The 18,071-nt window shown below is 50.0% G+C and carries 17 protein-coding genes; 7 read left to right on the top strand and 10 right to left on the bottom strand.

The features are described 5' to 3' along the window. The 4 genes from FEK42_RS04690 to lsrR form a co-directional block, all read right to left on the bottom strand. Nucleotides 1-773, bottom strand: a 773-nt coding sequence (locus tag FEK42_RS04690; RefSeq protein ID WP_138211751.1) for a HipA N-terminal domain-containing protein, incomplete at its 3' end; no start/stop codon positions are given. Then, nucleotides 773-1,039 (bottom strand): type II toxin-antitoxin system antitoxin HipB, encoded by a 267-nt coding sequence (gene hipB / locus FEK42_RS04685; protein WP_130209223.1) that lies wholly within the window; start codon nt 1,037-1,039, stop codon nt 773-775. The genes hipB and FEK42_RS04690, both read right to left, overlap by 1 nt. Before the next feature lie 365 nt (nt 1,040-1,404). After that, nucleotides 1,405-2,997: an autoinducer-2 kinase gene (lsrK, locus tag FEK42_RS04680; protein ID WP_135491325.1), complete on the bottom strand. Its 1,593-nt coding sequence runs from the start codon at nt 2,995-2,997 to the stop codon at nt 1,405-1,407. A gap of 78 nt (nt 2,998-3,075) precedes the next feature. Further along, on the bottom strand, nt 3,076-4,029 hold the full coding sequence (gene lsrR, locus FEK42_RS04675; protein WP_130260630.1) for a transcriptional regulator LsrR: 954 nt from the start codon (nt 4,027-4,029) through the stop codon (nt 3,076-3,078). Between the two features lie 248 nt (nt 4,030-4,277). Here lsrR and lsrA point away from each other — a divergent pair, with 248 nt between their 5' ends. Genes lsrA through tam form a run of 7 tightly spaced genes read left to right on the top strand, consistent with a single transcriptional unit; the run spans nt 4,278 to nt 10,892 of the window. Beyond that, nucleotides 4,278-5,813: an autoinducer 2 ABC transporter ATP-binding protein LsrA gene (lsrA, locus tag FEK42_RS04670; protein ID WP_135492650.1), complete on the top strand. Its 1,536-nt coding sequence runs from the start codon at nt 4,278-4,280 to the stop codon at nt 5,811-5,813. Then, nucleotides 5,807-6,835 carry an autoinducer 2 ABC transporter permease LsrC gene (lsrC, locus tag FEK42_RS04665; protein WP_135492651.1) on the top strand — a complete coding sequence of 343 codons (1,029 nt, stop codon included), beginning with the start codon at nt 5,807-5,809 and terminating at the stop codon, nt 6,833-6,835. Before lsrA ends, lsrC begins: the two co-directional genes overlap by 7 nt. Then, nucleotides 6,835-7,827, top strand: coding sequence for an autoinducer 2 ABC transporter permease LsrD (gene lsrD / locus FEK42_RS04660; RefSeq protein ID WP_001222725.1), 993 nt, complete (start codon nt 6,835-6,837; stop codon nt 7,825-7,827). Before lsrC ends, lsrD begins: the two co-directional genes overlap by 1 nt. Before the next feature lie 11 nt (nt 7,828-7,838). After that, complete coding sequence (gene lsrB, locus FEK42_RS04655) at nt 7,839-8,861, top strand: autoinducer 2 ABC transporter substrate-binding protein LsrB (protein ID WP_130209235.1); 1,023 nt, start codon at nt 7,839-7,841, stop codon at nt 8,859-8,861. Between the two features lie 26 nt (nt 8,862-8,887). Beyond that, the gene (gene lsrF, locus FEK42_RS04650) at nt 8,888-9,763 is read left to right on the top strand and encodes a 3-hydroxy-5-phosphonooxypentane-2,4-dione thiolase (RefSeq protein ID WP_000774178.1); all 876 of its coding nucleotides are present in this window, start codon (nt 8,888-8,890) and stop codon (nt 9,761-9,763) included. A 23-nt stretch (nt 9,764-9,786) separates the two neighbouring features. Beyond that, a complete protein-coding gene (gene lsrG / locus FEK42_RS04645) occupies nt 9,787-10,077 on the top strand; it encodes a (4S)-4-hydroxy-5-phosphonooxypentane-2,3-dione isomerase (RefSeq protein ID WP_130209237.1) in 291 nt (96 codons plus the stop codon). A gap of 56 nt (nt 10,078-10,133) precedes the next feature. Then, nucleotides 10,134-10,892, top strand: a complete 759-nt coding sequence (tam, locus tag FEK42_RS04640; RefSeq protein WP_135492652.1) for a trans-aconitate 2-methyltransferase — start codon at nt 10,134-10,136, stop codon at nt 10,890-10,892. A 3-nt stretch (nt 10,893-10,895) separates the two neighbouring features. Here the strand turns inward: tam and FEK42_RS04635 are convergent, their stop codons facing one another. From FEK42_RS04635 to sad, 6 genes are all read right to left on the bottom strand, one after another. Then, nucleotides 10,896-11,810, bottom strand: a complete 915-nt coding sequence (locus FEK42_RS04635) for a bestrophin family protein (protein WP_135492653.1) — start codon at nt 11,808-11,810, stop codon at nt 10,896-10,898. Nucleotides 11,811-12,006: 196 nt separating this feature from the next. Next, on the bottom strand, nt 12,007-13,458 hold the full coding sequence (gene uxaB, locus FEK42_RS04630) for a tagaturonate reductase (RefSeq protein WP_135492654.1): 1,452 nt from the start codon (nt 13,456-13,458) through the stop codon (nt 12,007-12,009). A 245-nt stretch (nt 13,459-13,703) separates the two neighbouring features. Beyond that, nucleotides 13,704-15,122: a diguanylate cyclase gene (locus FEK42_RS04625; protein WP_130209245.1), complete on the bottom strand. Its 1,419-nt coding sequence runs from the start codon at nt 15,120-15,122 to the stop codon at nt 13,704-13,706. 138 nt (nt 15,123-15,260) lie between these two features. Further along, a complete protein-coding gene (locus tag FEK42_RS04620; RefSeq protein ID WP_001191034.1) occupies nt 15,261-15,620 on the bottom strand; it encodes a DUF4186 domain-containing protein in 360 nt (119 codons plus the stop codon). Continuing rightward, on the bottom strand, nt 15,620-16,546 hold the full coding sequence (gene glsB, locus FEK42_RS04615) for a glutaminase B (protein ID WP_130260621.1): 927 nt from the start codon (nt 16,544-16,546) through the stop codon (nt 15,620-15,622). Before glsB ends, FEK42_RS04620 begins: the two co-directional genes overlap by 1 nt. 63 nt (nt 16,547-16,609) lie before the next feature. Continuing rightward, nucleotides 16,610-17,998, bottom strand: coding sequence for a succinate-semialdehyde dehydrogenase (sad, locus tag FEK42_RS04610; protein WP_130258981.1), 1,389 nt, complete (start codon nt 17,996-17,998; stop codon nt 16,610-16,612). Nucleotides 17,999-18,071: the final 73 nt, after the last annotated feature.

Raw genomic sequence — 18,071 nt, 5'->3', positions numbered from 1 at the left:
GTCTGACACATATCCTCCTGTGGCAAGCGAAGTAAAATCGTTCGTTCAGTATTCCAGCGCCTGTCAAAGCGTTCGACCGCTAACGCGCGCACTCTACCCGCTTTTATGATTTCTGCGTCCGGAACATTCAAGCTGAGCTCTTTCGCCAGCAGCAGACAGTAATATTCATTATCCACGCTTTGACTGAGATCGAGCGTCGCGTTGGGCTGCCTGATTTCACCAATCGGTAATTTAATGATATGCGTCGTCGGCGTTATTCCTTTCGGAATGCACCAGTCATTGCCCATTCTGAGCAGCGCGGTCTTTTCCTGCGCGCCAGCAACTGAGATGCGAAAGTCATTTTCTTCTCTTATCATGCCTAGCGGAATATCTGCTTTATAAGCCGTTAATACTTCTTCAAGTCTGGCGTCAGTAAGCTTTTCCCATGCCATTATCGGGTGCGTTACGGTTTCATCTTCTGGTAATAACGTCACGGCGCCAACGCTGTCTCGCCCTATTTCTGACAATAAATCAAACGGTTGTCTGGATATAGCATGATAACGTTTAACGATCCGGTCGCGTACAACCGGGCTATCGGGTAACAGGTTATCGAAGAAGTTAAACACGGCATCAGAGGTGATATTCCCCCTCTGCAATGGCAGCGATAGCGACAACGGCCTGGCATAACGGTTGGCTAACCACTCCGGCGCATACCTAAAAGTGTGCGCGCCATTGGCCAACTTCGTTAACTCGCCTACCCGCTGGTTGTTCATCCAAGTGACAAGTTTAGGCATTACCACTCCAGATCTTGCTGTCCTGTTGATTCTGGCGCAGCGTTTTTCGTGTCGCATAGCGTCATTGAGAGTTCAAGTGACTGTAATATCTTAAAAAATGTCGTCAGCGTGGTGTTATCGGGATTATTCTCGAAATTCGAAATCGTCGCCTGCTTAATGCCGATTTTTTTCGCCAGCTCGCTCTGCGTCCAGCCATTTTGCTGACGAACCAGTTTCATTGCATTCGCTAATTGCGTTGGGCTATAGATCATCGGAAAGCTCATCATGCCATACGTCCACAAGAAGTTTATCCGCTCAAGGGGATATTGTCAGTTTTATCCCTTAGTGAGGATAAAGTCAATCTGTAAACGCATTTTATCCGCTCTACGGGATAAACGCTGCGATATCCGCGATCGCGGATAAAATGGAGGATTAAAAAACGGCGCTGATGTGCCATTTGAGGTTGCTGACTAAAGTCGTCAATACTAAACCGCATACCATCTTCGGCATGCGGCTTGATACGGTTTAGCAGATATATTTCACTCCCGGCATGCCCAGCCGTTATCACCTAATCCTAATAAAGAAAAGAAATAGGAATACTGATACTCAAAAATTAACAGCCACGGTTATCAGGATGTGGCTGTCAATAAAACTATAACCCAGGTGCTTTCCATAACGATGTCGTCAGTCCGTGATCAACCAGCCCCAGTTGATCCTGATATACAGCCTGCCACTTATCGCGTGAATCTTGATAAAGTTCATGCTTTTCCGGGTCTGGTGTATGCGTCCGTTCCCAGCGTACAAGACGTTCTCCAGTTTCTGCCATTGATGAATAAATCCCGGCACCGACGCCAGCTGCAATGGCACATCCTAATGCAGTGGCTTCTTTGACCACCGGAATATTAACGGGTAATCCCGCGACATCAGCGAGAATTTGACTCCATAATTTTCCCTTCGCCCCTCCGCCTGCAAAGACCAGCGATGTGGGACGAATATTCGAAAAATCAGCAATTTGCTGCAAGTTACACGCTGATACAATCGCCGCATTTTCTTCCAGAGCACGGAACAACGTCGCTTTGTTACATTTATCCGGGTCAATGGATAAGTTAATAAAAGAAGGCGCAGCGTGATACCAGGTTTTAAAGCGCATTCTGTCGGAGAATATCGGCATCACGCCCCACGACCCAGGCGGCACCCGGCTGGCCATATCTTCCAGCAGCGTGTAAGTGTCGATACCTAAACGTTCGGCAATCAGTTTTTCTTCGGCACAGAAAGCATCGCGGAACCAGCGCATGGTGAGTCCGGTAAAAAAGCTAATAGATTCAGCTTGTACCATGCCAGGAATAACATGGGGATTAACGCGCACGTTCATTTCTGGGTCTGTCATCGGCGCGGCTAAGTTTACAACTTGCTGCCAGAATGTGCCGCCAAGTACGGCAGTTTGTGCCGGGCGCACTACACCTAATCCCAGGCAACCAAGCTGTACGTCCCCTCCTCCCACGACCACCGGAGTGCCAGCCTTCAGGCCGCAAAGTTCCGCAGCTTGTGAACTTACCACGCCCAGCAATGTGCCGGTTTCTTTGACAGGAGAAAGAATATCAGCCCGCAGTCCGGCCATATCCAGCAATGCAGGTTTCCAGTCACGGGTGGTTAGATCGAGAAGTCCCGTGGTGCCTGCGTTAGACGGATCGACCGCAAGTTCGCCGCTGAGCATATAGGCCAGCCAGTCGCTGATCATGGTGATGGTCGACGCTTGTCGGTAGATATCAGAACGATGATGCGCCAGCCAAAGTAATCTGGGAATGGCGCTTAAGGCCAACGTTTGTCCGGTCGCGCGATAAACTTCGTTTTCAAAGGTATTGTTATGCAGTTCTTTAAGTTCGCTGACTTCCCGCGCCGCTCTGGCATCCACATTGGCGCAGGCCCAGATCGGTGTTCCTTCATTGTTATATAAAACAATACCTTCGCGCATCGAACATGCCGAAACGGCAGCAATATATTCCGGCGCGATACCAGAATTATGTAACGCCTGGCGCATACATTCGCACGCCAGTTGCCAGTTCTTATTCAGATCAAATTCCATTGAACCGGGAACGTCAGGCACTGCCAGATGCCGCCACTCCGCCTGTCCTACTGCGATTTGATTGCCTTCCAGGTCGAAAATCACAGCCCGAATACTTCCGGTGCCTGCGTCCAGCGCCATCAGGTAATGCTTTGATTCTGAAGGGGTAAAGAGTCGAGCCATTAGATTATCCTCGGCTTAAGCGTTCTGTCTGTTCCTCTATACGTTCTCCATCGTTCCCGGTAATAAGGTGATGCTAAATTAACCACGTAAAATCGCAGCGGCAGTATCCTGGTCGGTAACCAGCGCGTTGATGTAGCCGCCTTTCATCGCAGCGGCGATCGCTTCGGCTTTATTTTCGCCCCCTGCGACACCTACTCTAGTTGGAATAGTTGTCATCGCGGTTAAAGGTAAGCCAATCAGTTCGTTATGTATTTTGATATCCGTGACAACGTCACCTTTAGCGTCAAAAAAGTAACCTAAAATATCGCCAATGGCCCCTTTTCGACCAATCATTAACTGTTCGCCCTGGCTGATATAACCGGAGCGAATAATCGTCGCATTCTCTTTTTGATTCACTGCGCCAATGCCGACAATGGCCACATCCGCAGCTTGTGCGGCTAACAGGACATCTTTGACGCAGTTTTCATTTTTCAGCGTTCGGGCAATTTCAGCCGAAGATGCCCGTAATGGCGCCGGAATGATGTTGACGCTGCACGCTGCGTTAAGTTGCCCGATGCCTGTCATATAAGAGCCGACGCCACCGGAGAGCGTGACCAGGCGGATTTGCTGTGACGAAATAAACCCACTTAAGCGTTGCAGCGTGTTCATCGTTGCCTCGCCAAAGCCAATCGCCAGCATTTGCTGTGGCTGGAGCAATCCCATCAACATATGCGCTGCGCCGATTCCTAAGCGCCCGCCGACATCTGCATCTGCGAGTCCAGGGATCACCCGCACATGCTGTAATGAAAACTGGCGACGTAATTGCGTTTCATATTCCAGACAGCCTTCAAAGCGAGAATTAATCTGCACGCGAATAATGCCGGACTGATGCCCTTTCTCCAGTAACCGCGACACTTTCAAACGCGTTAGCCCTAGGCGATCGCTAATCTCGCTCTGGGTCAGCCCGTCGTGATAGTAAAACCACGCGATCCGCGCGACCTGTTCTTCTTCGCACATTCCCTGTTCTGAAATTGCCGAATCGTTGATTGTCATAATTCATTCTTCACTTTGAACATATTTAAATCTTTAATGCAATTGTTCAGTTATTGCGCGCTTATATCTGTGATAACCACCACAGTTTGGTCAAACAGCAATGAACAAACGCAACCATAAAAATCAAAATAGCATAAATTGTGATCTATTCGTCGGAATTATGCGCAATAGCCACCTAAGGTTATGAACAAATTAAAAGTAAAAATACATTTGTTCAAAACTCACCTGCAAAACTGAATGGGGGAAATATGCAAACGAGTGATACCCGCGCGTTACCGCTACTTTGCGCCCGCTCGGTTTATAAAAAGTATTCAGGGGTTAATGTCCTGAAAGGCATCGATTTTACGTTGCATCAGGGGGAAGTCCACGCCCTGCTCGGCGGTAACGGCGCGGGTAAATCGACGCTAACGAAAATCATCGCCGGTATTACCCCCGCTGATAGCGGTACGCTGGAGATTGGGGGCAACAACTACACCAGATTAACGCCAGTTCATGCTCATCAGTTGGGTATTTATCTCGTTCCCCAGGAACCGCTGCTTTTCCCAAGTCTGTCGATAAAAGAAAACATCCTGTATGGGCTGGCAAAAAAACAGCTTTCTATGCAGAAAATGAAGAACTTGCTGGCGGCGCTGGGCTGCCAGTTTGATCTGCATAGTCTGGCGGGCTCACTGGATGTTGCCGACCGCCAAATGGTGGAAATCCTGCGCGGTCTGATGCGCGATTCGCAAATTCTTATTCTCGATGAACCTACAGCGTCGCTTACCCCTGCGGAAACCGAACGCTTGTTTGGCCGTTTGCGGGAACTACTCGCCACTGGCGTGGGTATTGTTTTTATCTCACATAAGCTGCCGGAAATTCGCCAGATTGCCGATCGGATTAGCGTGATGCGCGACGGAACTATCGCGTTAAGTGGCAAAACCAGTGAGCTGTCTACCGACGACATCATTCAGGCCATTACGCCAGCAACGCGGGAAAAATCTCTCTCAGCCAGTCAAAAGTTATGGCTGGAGTTGCCCGGTAATCGACCACAACATGCAGCTGGAACATCGGTACTGGCGCTGGAAAATCTGACTGGCGAAGGTTTTATGGATGTCAGTTTTACGCTGAATGCCGGAGAAATTCTTGGCCTGGCTGGGCTAGTGGGGGCCGGGCGCACTGAACTGGCAGAAACGTTATATGGTCTGCGGCCTTTGCGTGGCGGGTGCATCATGTTGAATGGTAAAGAGATCAATAAATTATCTACCGGAGAACGTTTGCATTGCGGTCTGGTTTATCTACCAGAAGATCGCCAGTCCTCAGGATTGAATCTCGATGCTTCGCTGGCGTGGAACGTCTGCGCCCTCACCCATAATCAACGCGGATTCTGGGCAAAAACCGCGAAAGATAACGCCACACTGGAACGATATCGTCGCGCGCTCAATATTAAATTTAACCAACCGGAACAAGCTGCACGAACTTTATCCGGTGGCAACCAGCAAAAAATCCTGATTGCCAAATGTCTGGAAGCTTCGCCGCAAGTATTGATTGTTGATGAGCCGACGCGCGGCGTGGATGTCTCGGCGCGTAATGATATCTACCAGCTGTTGCGCAGCATCGCCGCACAAAATGTGGCCGTGCTGCTTATTTCCTCCGATCTGGAAGAGATCGAACTGATGGCTGACCGCGTGTATGTGATGCATCAGGGTGAAATTACCCACTCGGCACTGACCGGGCGCGATATTAATGTCGAGACCATTATGCGCGTTGCCTTCGGCGATAGTCAGCGTCAGGAGGCGTCATGCTGAAGTTTATTCAGAACAACCGTGAAATCACGGCACTGCTGGCGGTGGTGCTGCTGTTTTTGTTGCCAGGTTTTCTCGACCGTCAGTATTTAAGTCTGCAAACGCTGACCATGGTTTATAGCAGCGCACAAATCTTGATCCTGCTGGCGATGGGCGCGACGCTGGTGATGCTGACGCGCAATATTGATGTTTCGGTAGGCTCAATTACGGGTATGTGCGCGGTGCTGTTGGGGATATTACTGAACGCGGGGTATTCACTGCCTGTTGCTTGTGTCGCGACGTTACTGCTCGGCTTGCTCGCGGGATTTTTCAACGGTGTACTGGTCGCGTGGCTAAAGATCCCTGCCATTGTCGCTACGCTCGGTACATTAGGATTGTACAGAGGCATCATGCTGCTGTGGACTGGCGGTAAATGGATTGAAGGGTTACCCGCCGAACTGAAACAACTCTCCGCCCCGCTACTGTTTGGCGTTTCCGCGATTGGTTGGTTGACGATAATTCTGGTGGCATTTATGGCCTGGCTGCTGGCGAAGACGGCGTTTGGACGCAGTTTTTATGCCACGGGCGATAATTTACAGGGCGCTCGTCAACTGGGCGTTCGTACAGAAGCCATTCGGATTGTGGCATTTTCGTTGAACGGCTGCATGGCTGCGTTGGCGGGAATTGTGTTTGCTTCGCAGATTGGGTTTATCCCCAACCAGACCGGCACCGGGCTGGAAATGAAAGCTATCGCTGCCTGCGTGCTGGGCGGTATTAGTTTGCTCGGCGGTTCCGGCGCGATTATCGGAGCGGTGCTCGGCGCCTGGTTCCTGACGCAGATCGATAGCGTACTGGTGCTGTTGCGAATTCCGGCATGGTGGAATGATTTTATCGCGGGCCTGGTTCTGCTGGCGGTGCTGGTGTTTGATGGACGCCTGCGTTGCGCGCTGGAACGTAATCTGCGGCGGCAAAAATATGCCCGCTTTATGACGCCACCGCCATCCGTTAAACCCGCTTCGTCAGGTAAAAAACGGGAGGCCGCGTAATGCGTATTCGCTACGGTTGGGAACTGGCCCTTGCCGCACTGCTCGTTATTGAGATCGTCGCATTTGGTGCAATTAACCCGCGGATGTTAGATCTCAATATGTTGCTGTTCAGCACCAGTGACTTTATCTGCATTGGCATTGTCGCCCTACCGCTGACGATGGTGATTGTCAGTGGCGGGATCGATATTTCGTTTGGTTCGACCATCGGCCTCTGCGCCATTGCATTGGGCGTACTGTTTCAAAGTGGTGTGCCGATGCCACTGGCGATTCTTCTGACATTACTGCTCGGCGCATTGTGCGGGCTGATCAACGCCGGATTAATTATCTATACCAAAGTTAACCCGCTGGTGATTACGCTTGGCACGCTATATCTGTTTGCCGGAAGCGCTCTGCTGCTTTCCGGGATGGCCGGAGCGACGGGGTACGAAGGTATTGGTGGATTCCCGATGGCGTTTACAGATTTTGCTAACCTGGATGTGCTGGGACTCCCTGTTCCGCTGATTATCTTCCTGATATGTCTCCTCGTTTTCTGGCTCTGGCTGCATAAAACCCATGCCGGACGTAACGTGTTTTTGATTGGGCAAAGCCCGCGCGTGGCGGTTTATAGCGCGATTCCAGTTAACCGTACCTTATGTGCGCTCTATGCCATGACAGGGCTGGCATCTGCGGTCGCCGCTGTGCTGTTGGTGTCGTATTTTGGTTCCGCGCGTTCCGATCTCGGTGCGTCGTTTCTGATGCCCGCCATCACCGCAGTGGTGCTCGGCGGTGCCAATATTTATGGTGGCTCCGGTTCCATTATCGGCACCGCCATTGCGGTTTTATTAGTGGGATATTTGCAACAAGGTTTGCAAATGGCAGGAGTGCCAAATCAGGTGTCCAGCGCCCTTTCCGGTGCGCTGCTTATCGTCGTTGTCGTTGGTCGTTCCGTTAGCCTGCATCGCCAGCAAATTAAAGAGTGGCTGGCGCGTCGGGCCAATAACCCATTGCCATAAAGGATATCTTCATGACACTTCATCGCTTTAAGAAAATCGCCTTACTTAGCGCCCTTGGCATTGCCGCAATCTCTATGAATGTGCAGGCCGCAGAGCGTATTGCATTTATTCCCAAACTGGTTGGCGTGGGATTTTTTACCAGCGGTGGCAACGGCGCACAACAAGCTGGTAAAGAGCTGGGCGTTGATGTGACCTACGATGGGCCGACAGAACCCAGTGTTTCTGGTCAGGTACAGTTGATTAATAACTTCGTCAATCAGGGATATAACGCCATTATCGTTTCTGCGGTTTCGCCAGATGGTTTATGCCCGGCACTGAAACGCGCCATGCAACGTGGGGTGAAAGTACTTACCTGGGATTCTGACACCAAACCGGAGTGCCGTTCTTACTACATTAACCAGGGAACGCCCGCCCAGTTGGGAGGTATGTTGGTGGATATGGCGGCGCGCCAGGTAAATAAAGACAAAGCCAAAGTCGCGTTTTTCTACTCCAGCCCCACAGTGACGGACCAAAACCAGTGGGTGAAAGAAGCGAAAGCGAAAATCGCCAAAGAACATCCAGGCTGGGAAATTGTCACTACGCAGTTTGGCTATAACGATGCCACTAAATCGTTACAAACCGCGGAAGGCATATTAAAAGCCTATAGCGATCTCGATGTCATTATCGCCCCCGACGCCAACGCCCTGCCTGCTGCCGCGCAAGCCGCTGAAAACCTGAAAAATGACAAAGTTGCGATTGTCGGATTCAGTACGCCAAATGTGATGCGTCCGTATGTAGAGCGCGGCACGGTGAAAGAGTTTGGCCTGTGGGATGTGGTTCAGCAAGGCAAAATTTCGGTCTATGTCGCAGATGCATTATTGAAAAAAGGTGCAATGAAAACGGGCGACAAGCTGGATATTCAGGGCGTAGGTCAGGTGGAAGTCTCGCCAAACAGCGTTCAGGGCTATGACTACGAAGCGGATGGTAATGGCATTGTACTGTTACCGGAGCGCGTGGTTTTCAATAAAGAAAATATCGGCAAATACGATTTCTGATGTGCATTACTTAACCGGAGTAAGTTATGGCAGATTTAGACGATATTAAAGATGGTAAAGATTTTCGCACCGATCAACCGCAACAAAATATCCCTTTTACCCTCAAAGGTTGCGGTGCTCTGGACTGGGGAATGCAGTCTCGTTTATCGCGGATATTTAATCCGAAAACGGGTAAAACCGTGATGCTGGCCTTTGATCATGGTTATTTTCAGGGGCCGACTACCGGACTTGAACGCATTGATATAAATATCGCCCCACTGTTTGAACATGCCGATGTATTAATGTGTACACGCGGTATTTTGCGCAGCGTGGTGCCACCCGCGACCAATAAGCCAGTGGTACTGCGGGCGTCAGGTGCGAACTCTATCCTGGCGGAATTAAGTAATGAAGCAGTGGCGTTATCGATGGATGACGCCGTGCGCCTGAACAGTTGTGCGGTGGCGGCGCAGGTTTATATCGGCAGCGAATATGAACATCAGTCGATCAAAAATATTATTCAGCTGGTCGATGCTGGAATGAAAGTGGGAATGCCGACCATGGCAGTCACTGGCGTGGGCAAAGATATGGTGCGCGATCAGCGTTATTTCTCGCTCGCGACTCGAATCGCCGCTGAAATGGGGGCGCAAATTATCAAAACCTATTATGTCGATAAAGGTTTTGAACGGATTGTTGCCGGATGTCCGGTACCTATTGTTATTGCTGGCGGTAAAAAATTACCGGAGCGCGAAGCGCTGGAAATGTGCTGGCAGGCTATCGATCAGGGCGCTTCTGGTGTGGATATGGGGCGAAATATTTTCCAGTCAGACCATCCGGTGGCGATGATGAAAGCCGTACAGGCGGTGGTTCACCATAACGAAACGGCTGATCGGGCATATGAACTCTATCTGAGTGAAAAACAGTAACTGCGGATTTAAGGAGAAGAATCATGCACGTCACACTGGTTGAAATTAACGTTCATGAAGACAAGGTTGACGAGTTTATCGAGGTCTTTCGCCAGAACCACCTGGGCTCGGTACAGGAAGAAGGTAATTTGCGCTTCGATGTCTTACAGGACCCGGAAGTGAATTCGCGCTTTTATATTTACGAAGCCTATAAAGATGAAGACGCAGTGGCGTTCCATAAAACCACGCCCCACTACAAAACCTGTGTCGCGAAACTGGAAGCGCTAATGACCGGGCCGCGTAAAAAACGTGTGTTCAATGGGTTGATGCCGTGAGGCGAATTCATCAGTTTTATCTACAATTGGGGTAACGCGCTGACGGGAGTAAAAAAATGTCTGACTGGAACCCCTCTTTATATCTGCTCTTTGCCGCTGAACGATCGCGTCCGGCGGTGGAGCTGCTTGCCAGAGTGCCGCTGGAGAATGTCGAATACGTTGCCGATCTTGGCTGTGGCCCAGGTAACAGCACCGCCCTGCTGCATCAACGTTGGCCTGCGGCCAGGATAACGGGCATCGACTCGTCTCCGGCGATGATTGCCGAAGCGCGCAGTGCTCTTCCAAAATGTCAGTTTGTGGAAGCAGACATCCGCAACTGGCAACCGAAACAGGCACTCGATCTGATTTTTGCTAATGCCTCACTGCAATGGCTGCCCGACCACTACGAATTGTTTCCTCATCTGGTTTCATTACTTAATCTCCATGGTGTGTTGGCAGTACAGATGCCAGATAACTGGCTGGAGCCGACCCATGTGCTGATGCGCGAAGTCGCCTGGGAACAAAATTATCCAGATCGCGGGCGTGAGCCGCTGGCTGGCGTTCATGCATATTACGATATTTTGAGCGAAGCCGGATGCGAGATTGATATCTGGCGAACCACTTACTATCACCAGATGCCGTCGCACCAGGCGATTATTGACTGGGTGACCGCAACCGGATTACGCCCGTGGTTGCAGGATCTGACTGAGAGCGAACAGCAGCATTTTCTTACGCGCTACCATCAGATGCTGGAAGAGCAGTATCCACTCCAGGAGAACGGGCAGATACTGCTGGCATTCCCGCGACTGTTTATTGTTGCCCGACGTATCGAGTAATTATCACGTCAGCTGGTAATGGCGATCGGGAAGAATTTTCGCTGGAATTTCTGCTTCATCGTTCATCTGTAACAGGTCAATTTCAATAGCGTTGCAGATGGCATCCAGTGGTAAATCGTTGTTTTCTGTACCGAACGGATCTTCCAGTTCTTCCGCCAGACAATCCAGCGAAATAAAGGTGTAGGAAATCAGCACAGAGATAAAAGGCGTCATGTAATGCAGATCCACGACCAGCGCGAACGGCAGCATGATACAAAACAGATAAACGGTACGATGCAAAATCAGGGTGTAGGCAAAGGGAATTGGCGTATAGGCAATGCGCTCGCAGCCTGCCAGAACCGCTGAAATATCATTAAGCCGATCGTTGAGGCTAATAAACAGGATATCTGAAAGTTGTCCATTGCGTCGCTGAACCGCCAACCATTCCCCCATTATTAACAAGATACGGTTAGCTGGAGAGTTCGAAGCCAGTACACGCTGAAGATCTTCAGTCTTGAGATAATGAGCCAGCACTTCCGCCTGCGGCTGTTTGCGTAATGTCATGCGTAAACAATGGGCGAAGGCGATTTGCAGTCGGGCAAACTCCCTTACCCTTGCCGAATCCGGCAATGTCGTTTTTACCTCACGCAATAATGACCGCGAAGCAATCATCAACTGCCCCCAAAGTTTGCGCGCTTCAACGTAACGGGCGTAACCAGCGTTATTACGAAAACCCAGAAAGATGGCGATGGCGACACCAAGAATGCTGAACGGTGCGAGGGTGAATTTGATGCCCAGATGTGTGTACCAGGGCAGCATGAAAATAACAGCGATAGAAAAGAGAAAATTGAGTAGTAAGCGCGAGGATATCTTGGATAATACTGAACCGTGCCAGACAAAAATACGGCGCAGCCAGTGTTGTTGTGGACGAACAATCATGGTTATCTTCAGGCGTGGAAAAGTCGCCCTATTAAACGTGATTACGATCACGTTCTCAAGATGCTACTTACAAATTACCTACAAGCTTACAACATTAACAGGTGCTGCATGTGGCACCTGTTAATAATAAAGGTACATAGGATGTTGTAACTAATATAGTGGAATAAGAAACCCGGTCGAAACCGGGTTCAGAGTATTAGCACAACGGACGTACAGCTTCGCGCATCCCTTTTTCCAGAATGGAATCCAGGTCATTAGCAACCAGTTCGACCAGGCCAGGCACTTGCGTCAGGTCCTGTTCCCAGTGGTCTTTTTCTGCCAGCACAGTAGCGACCAGCTCCTGGGTGTCGATGATACGGTCACGATGCTGGCTCCAGAGTTGCTGATAACGTTCCAGCCAGTGGGCATCATCCTGTACCGGATACGCTTCCCCGTTACGTTCTCCACGATAGAATGCAATCAATGCGGCTAACGCGAAGGTCAGTCGGGCCGGAAGTTTACCGTTCACCTTCTGCCCTGCCAGCAACTGAGGCAGAATTCGGGTACGGAACTTGGTCATACCGTTGAGCGCGATGGAAAGCAGCTGATGCTTAATATATGGGTTACGGAAACGCCCGGTTACCGCACTGGCGAAAGATTCCAGTTCATCACGTGGCAAATCCAGTACTGGAATAATTTCTTCGTAGATGGCTTTTTCAACGAATGCGCAAATTTCAGCATCGTTCATCGCTTCGCCTACAGTATCCAGCCCTGCCTGGAACGCCACCGGCACCAGCGCGGTGTGTGCACCGTTGAGAATTGCCACTTTGCGCTCTTTATACGGTTTAATATCGTCAACAATCAGCACGTTGAGCGGATATTTGTCCAGACACAGTTCAGTCGCTAAAGATTTCGGCCCCTGAATTACAAACAGGTAAAAGTGTTCAGCGGTATCGAGGAAACCATCGTGATACCCCAGTTCTTCTTCCAGTTTCGCCACTTCATCACGCGGATAACCGGTAACGATACGGTCCACCAGCGTAGAGCAGAAGCTGTTAGCCTGATCCAGCCATTGAATAAATGCTTCTGGTAGCGCCCACTCCTGCGCGTAGCGCAGAACCAGTTCACGCAGCGCATCGCCGTTATAGTCGATCAGTTCACACGGGATGATAATCCAACCTTTATCCAGCGCACCGTTGAAATGGCTAAAACGTTCGAACAACAGGCGAGTCAGTTTTGCCGGATAGCTTACCGCTGGCGCGTCAGCAAATTTGTCGCCTGCATGGTAGCTGATACCTGCTTCGGTGGTGTTAGAGAAAACAAAGCGCATTTCCGGGTTGTGCGCCAGTTTCAGGAATTCATCGTATTCACTGTAGACGCTGATTTCACGATTAACAGAACGAATCAGACGCGCATCGCTGACCGCCTCGCCCTTCTCATTCAAACCACGAATGATGGTGGTGTACAGACCATCCTGAGTGCTCAGTGACGGCGGGAATGAAGTTTCAATCGGACGAACTACGACCACACCAGAATTCAGATCGGTGTGCTCATTCAGGAGATCAATTTGCCAGTCGACAAAGGCACGCAGGAAGTTACCTTCACCAAACTGAATGATACGTTCTGGATACTGTGCACCGGGAAAATCGCGACGATTTAGTGTTTTCACAATGGGTTCCCTTTTGATTAGTCATACAACCTGTTTGAATTGGTACGACAGGTTAGCAAACTTTGATACGCTGAACCCCTGTTTTGATCAACTCGCGGCGAACAATTCACGTTTTTTGGCGAAAAATGTGCTGTTGGTCAAGGTTCCGGAAAGTGAAAGCTTGTAATCATGATTTCCGGTAAAAATGGGAAATGACAAAATTGGTAGAACAAATTAGATGTTCACCACCAAAAAATCACAACCTGTCAGACAACTTCTTCGCCATAATGCATAGTGCTGGTTCGATTTCGCCCGTCTTTTTTCGAGCGATAAAGACAAGTATCGGCTTCTACCATCAGTTTGTTGAAATCATCGATTAACGTACGAAATGTTGCACTCCCACTTCCGACACCAATGCTAACCGTCAAATAAAGCGTTTTTTGTTGCCAGATAAACGGTTGCATTTCTACGCCTTTACGGATTTTTTCCGCCATCAGCAGACCATCCACAGGATTCACTGAAGGCACTGCAACAGCAAATTCTTCGCCGCCCATCCGCGCCACCAGCCCTTTATCACCAACTATCTTCTGTATATGCCGGGCAAACACGCTTAAAACTTTATCGCCACATTCATGACCATAGTTGTCGTTTATGCTTTTGAAATAGTCGATATCAAGCAGCATCACCGTCAGATGTTGTGTCTGTTGTAGTGACGGATTTTTTAATGCCTCAAAAAGACCTGAGCGCGAGTAAACCTGGGTGAGAAAATCAAAATCGGCACGCAGAGAAACTTGCTTAACCAGCGAGTTAATTGCCGCCACGCTAAAGGAAACCATGATTGGGCAAATTGCCATGGTAGCAATCCCCAGACGAGCGGAGAACATTTGTGGGATAGAGAACGGCGAACCGACGGCGATATCTATCACCGAATTTGCCACCAGCACGATTTCCACCGCGCCCGTCAAAAAAGTCAGCAAACACGTTACCTGCGGGGTATAGCGTACCGCACACCAGATCAATGCAGGCAATGGGAACGCCAGACTCCCCGCACCGCCGATAACTACCGAGGCAATGACCGATACAATGAGCGCAATAAACGGCATCATCTGTTCTGCTTTAAAGCGTGGCAACGCCCTGGGGATCGCCAGCGTCAACATACACGGAACAATTAACACGCCCGTCGAAAACTGTTCGCTAAACCAGTCAGCAAGTAAGGGCCAGAAATCCAGACTATCAATACTTACTGAACCAACCGCCCCGACAATTGCGCATAATAATGCGGCTATAAGGCAATAATTAAACAAGCGTAAGGCACTTACTGGCTCATACTTATTTTTCCCCAGTCGCTTATCCCTCAGCACTAACCGAGCCACGGTCACAATAAACATCATATTGGACAAGTTGATGACCAGTGAAACTAAACCCCATTCGGTAGTCATCGCATCATAAGCCATCATCGCCACGTAACTGATTGCATAGTAATGCAGCCGATTGAGCCAGACATACCGGGCAAAAACCCCTGCCATCACACCATTCAGCGGCCAGAAGAGAGAGAGTTCATGAACCAGACGTAACTCTGCACCAACAAAATAGAACAGCGTGGTTAGCGCAAAAATCGCGATGCTATTACGTAGCAAATGGCCTTCCAGGAACAAATGGAAAGTTGAGATGGGGAGTACACGCATTAATTATCTGTCCATACAATTGCAGGCTGCAATTATTTTAACGCAATAAGTAAATTCTCATAAAGGATAGCATGTTCACTGGCAGCGGTGACAAATAAAGATATTAATCCGATACGGCTTTGTCGAAATCTGACATTCTTATGGCTGATTCATCTGAATAACCAGCCAGTGGTAGATAACCGTCACAATATAACGTTGTTGTTCCTCACTTAACGAAACACCCTGCGGAATGTTGTGCCACTTAGCCAGACAGCCGCGACAACATGTTGCTGTAGCATGCTGGGCAATAAACACCGGATGCCCGCGCATGGGAGTTTGCTTGCCATCGTTCGCAGGTAAGGCCGGGGCAAGACGTTTAGCGACAAAATCCGCCGCATGTTGTTCGATAACCGGCGCGCCCTTCTCCAGACAATACTGACGCTCCTTCACGCCTAAACGAAAGCGGGAGCGAAATTTTGAACGGGATAAACGCGCGAAGAGTGGATCAAGAGACTGCATTAGTAAACCGAGCGTCCTAATTGTTTCGTCAATTGTTCAAGTACTGCAATACCGGCAAGAGAGTTACCTGCGTCATCCAGTTCCGGACTCCAGACCGCAATGGCCATTTCATGTGGGACGATCGCCACAATACCGCCACCAACGCCAGATTTCGCCGGAAGTCCCACCCGCCAGGCAAACTCGCCCGCATTCTGGTACATACCACTGGTTGCCATCAGCGCGTTAATTTGTCGCGCTTGCATTGGCGTTACCACCGGCTCATCGATATGAATAGCCTTCCCCTGATTTGCCAGAAAGACAAACGTTCGGGCCAGCTCAACGCAGCTCATTTTTAGTGCACAGTAGTGAAAGTAGTTTTGCAGTACTGTTGTCACATCATGATGGAAATTGCCAAACGACTTCATCAGCCAGGCTATCGCCGCATTTCTCGCAGAATGCTCGAACTCTGAACGCGCTACCACCGTATCGTAGGCAATATCAGACACGCCGCTTAGTCCACGCACCACTTCCAGCATACGTTGCCGTGGGGCGCTTAATCGCCCTTGCAACATGTCGCAGACCACCAACGCACCGGCATTAATAAAAGGATTTCGTGGAATACCCTGCTCCATTTCCAGTTGCACCAGGGAATTGAATGGCGATCCCGACGGATCCTTGCCCACACGTTGCCAAATTTCTTCTTCGGAGTAATGACGCATTGCAACAACGAGACTGAGCACTTTGGAAATAGACTGAATTGAAAAACGCTCTTGCGCGTCTCCGGCCTGAAAAAGCTGCCCGTCAACGGTACAGATAGCAATGCCCAGTCGGGAACCCTCTACCGTTGCCAGTGCCGGAATATAATCCGCGACTTTCCCCCGACCAATTAGCGGTCGTACTTGCCGCAAGATGTTTTCTAAGATTGCATTATCCATGGCGACTGCCACTCTCTGCTCCTTGCTCGCAGGTCTGAAAAGACCTGCGAGTATAACAGAGCTAAATATGTGACGTCAGATCCGGTCTTTCCATACCGTCTGGATATTACAGAACTCATGTAACCCAAAATGGGAAAGCTCACGACCAAAGCCGCTCTTCTTCACACCGCCAAACGCTACCCGTGCATCACTGGCGCTGAAACCATTGATAAACACCCCTCCACATTCCAGACGTGCTGCCATTTGTTTCGCCAGTGCTTCATCAGAGGTAATAATGGTTGCAGAAAGTCCAAACTCGCTGTCATTAGCCAGTTTAAGCGCATGTTCAGCATCTTTCGCAATGGTGATTGCCGCGACGGGTCCAAACAATTCTTCACGAAACGCGGTCATTTCTGGCGTGACGTCTGCCAGAACCGTTGCCGGATAGTAGTTTCCTGCGCCTGCTACCTTTTCCCCTCCGAGTAACAGACGGGCGCCCTGTGCCAGTGATTTTTCAACCTGATGATGTAGCTCATCACGCAAATCGAAACGCGCCATCGGTCCGAGGTCGTTATCCTCATGACTCGGATCGCCCATTTTCAACGCCGATACCGCCGCCACAAAACGTTCGGTAAATGCAGAGGCAATCCCCTCTTCGATGATAAAGCGTTTTGCTGCTGCACAAACCTGCCCGGTATTCTGATAACGTCCGGCAACCGCGGCTTTCACGGCCAGGTCCAGATCGGCATCGTTAAGCACAATAAATGGGTCGGAACCGCCCAATTCAAGCACACATTTTTTCAGCGCCGCCCCAGCCTGCGCGCCAATGGCTGCTCCCGCACGGACACTTCCGGTGACTGTAACCGCAGCAATGCGCGGGTCTTTAATCATCTGGCTTACACCGTCATTGTCGGCATTCAACCAGCCATATACGCCTTGTGGGATACCTGCATCGTTAAAGACCTGAGCAATTAACTGTGCACAGCCCATCACATTTGGCGCATGCTTAAGCAAATAACCGTTACCTGCCAGGATAATGGGAACAGCCCCTCGCATCACCTGCCATAACGGAAAGTTCCACGGCATAATCGCCAGGATCGTCCCCATAGGACGATATTCAATAACCGCTTGCTGATTTTCTACCTGCGTAGGTTCGCTCTTCAGCATTGCCGGACCATGCTCTGCATACCAGTCGCACAAGTTTGCTGATTTCGCCACTTCGGCACGCGCCTGTTTGATCGGTTTCCCCATTTCTCGAGTGATCATTTGCGCCATCTCTTCGCTACGGGCGCGCAAAGCCTTACCGAGATCACGCAGTTTTTCTGCGCGATAATCTACGTTTGTTACGCGCCAGTCGCGAAAGCCTGCCGCCGCGAGCCGAAGTGCGTGTTCAATATCGTCAGCGCCAGCCCACGGCAGTGCAGAAAGTTGTTCTCCATTGGCTGGATTTATTGAAATAGCATGGGTAAGCGGAGTAATGGTCATTCGGGTATCTCCTTCGTGAGTTATGGTGTGAAGATACGCAGATTTACTCTTTCGTTAAAATGAATAATATTAA

Origin of the sequence: Escherichia sp. E2748, assembly GCF_005781125.1 — a bacterium.
Taxonomy (GTDB): Bacteria; Pseudomonadota; Gammaproteobacteria; order Enterobacterales; family Enterobacteriaceae; genus Escherichia.
The sequence above is the reverse complement of the archived record's forward strand: the minus strand, read 5'-3'. Positions and strand labels throughout refer to the sequence as shown.

Bases quoted from the DNA above. Each gene is read 5' to 3' on its own strand.
- lsrC (WP_135492651.1), top strand. From the start codon at position 5,807: ATGCTGAAGTTTATTCAGAACAACCGTGAAATCACGGCACTGCTGGCG.
- hipB (WP_130209223.1), bottom strand. From the start codon at position 1,039: ATGATGAGCTTTCCGATGATCTATAGCCCAACGCAATTAGCGAATGCA.
- lsrG (WP_130209237.1), top strand. From the start codon at position 9,787: ATGCACGTCACACTGGTTGAAATTAACGTTCATGAAGACAAGGTTGAC.
- FEK42_RS04620 (WP_001191034.1), bottom strand. From the start codon at position 15,620: ATGCAGTCTCTTGATCCACTCTTCGCGCGTTTATCCCGTTCAAAATTT.
- lsrB (WP_130209235.1), top strand. From the start codon at position 7,839: ATGACACTTCATCGCTTTAAGAAAATCGCCTTACTTAGCGCCCTTGGC.
- lsrK (WP_135491325.1), bottom strand. From the start codon at position 2,997: ATGGCTCGACTCTTTACCCCTTCAGAATCAAAGCATTACCTGATGGCG.
- lsrA (WP_135492650.1), top strand. From the start codon at position 4,278: ATGCAAACGAGTGATACCCGCGCGTTACCGCTACTTTGCGCCCGCTCG.
- tam (WP_135492652.1), top strand. From the start codon at position 10,134: ATGTCTGACTGGAACCCCTCTTTATATCTGCTCTTTGCCGCTGAACGA.
- sad (WP_130258981.1), bottom strand. From the start codon at position 17,998: ATGACCATTACTCCGCTTACCCATGCTATTTCAATAAATCCAGCCAAT.
- FEK42_RS04635 (WP_135492653.1), bottom strand. From the start codon at position 11,810: ATGATTGTTCGTCCACAACAACACTGGCTGCGCCGTATTTTTGTCTGG.
- lsrF (WP_000774178.1), top strand. From the start codon at position 8,888: ATGGCAGATTTAGACGATATTAAAGATGGTAAAGATTTTCGCACCGAT.
- lsrD (WP_001222725.1), top strand. From the start codon at position 6,835: ATGCGTATTCGCTACGGTTGGGAACTGGCCCTTGCCGCACTGCTCGTT.
- lsrR (WP_130260630.1), bottom strand. From the start codon at position 4,029: ATGACAATCAACGATTCGGCAATTTCAGAACAGGGAATGTGCGAAGAA.
- FEK42_RS04625 (WP_130209245.1), bottom strand. From the start codon at position 15,122: ATGCGTGTACTCCCCATCTCAACTTTCCATTTGTTCCTGGAAGGCCAT.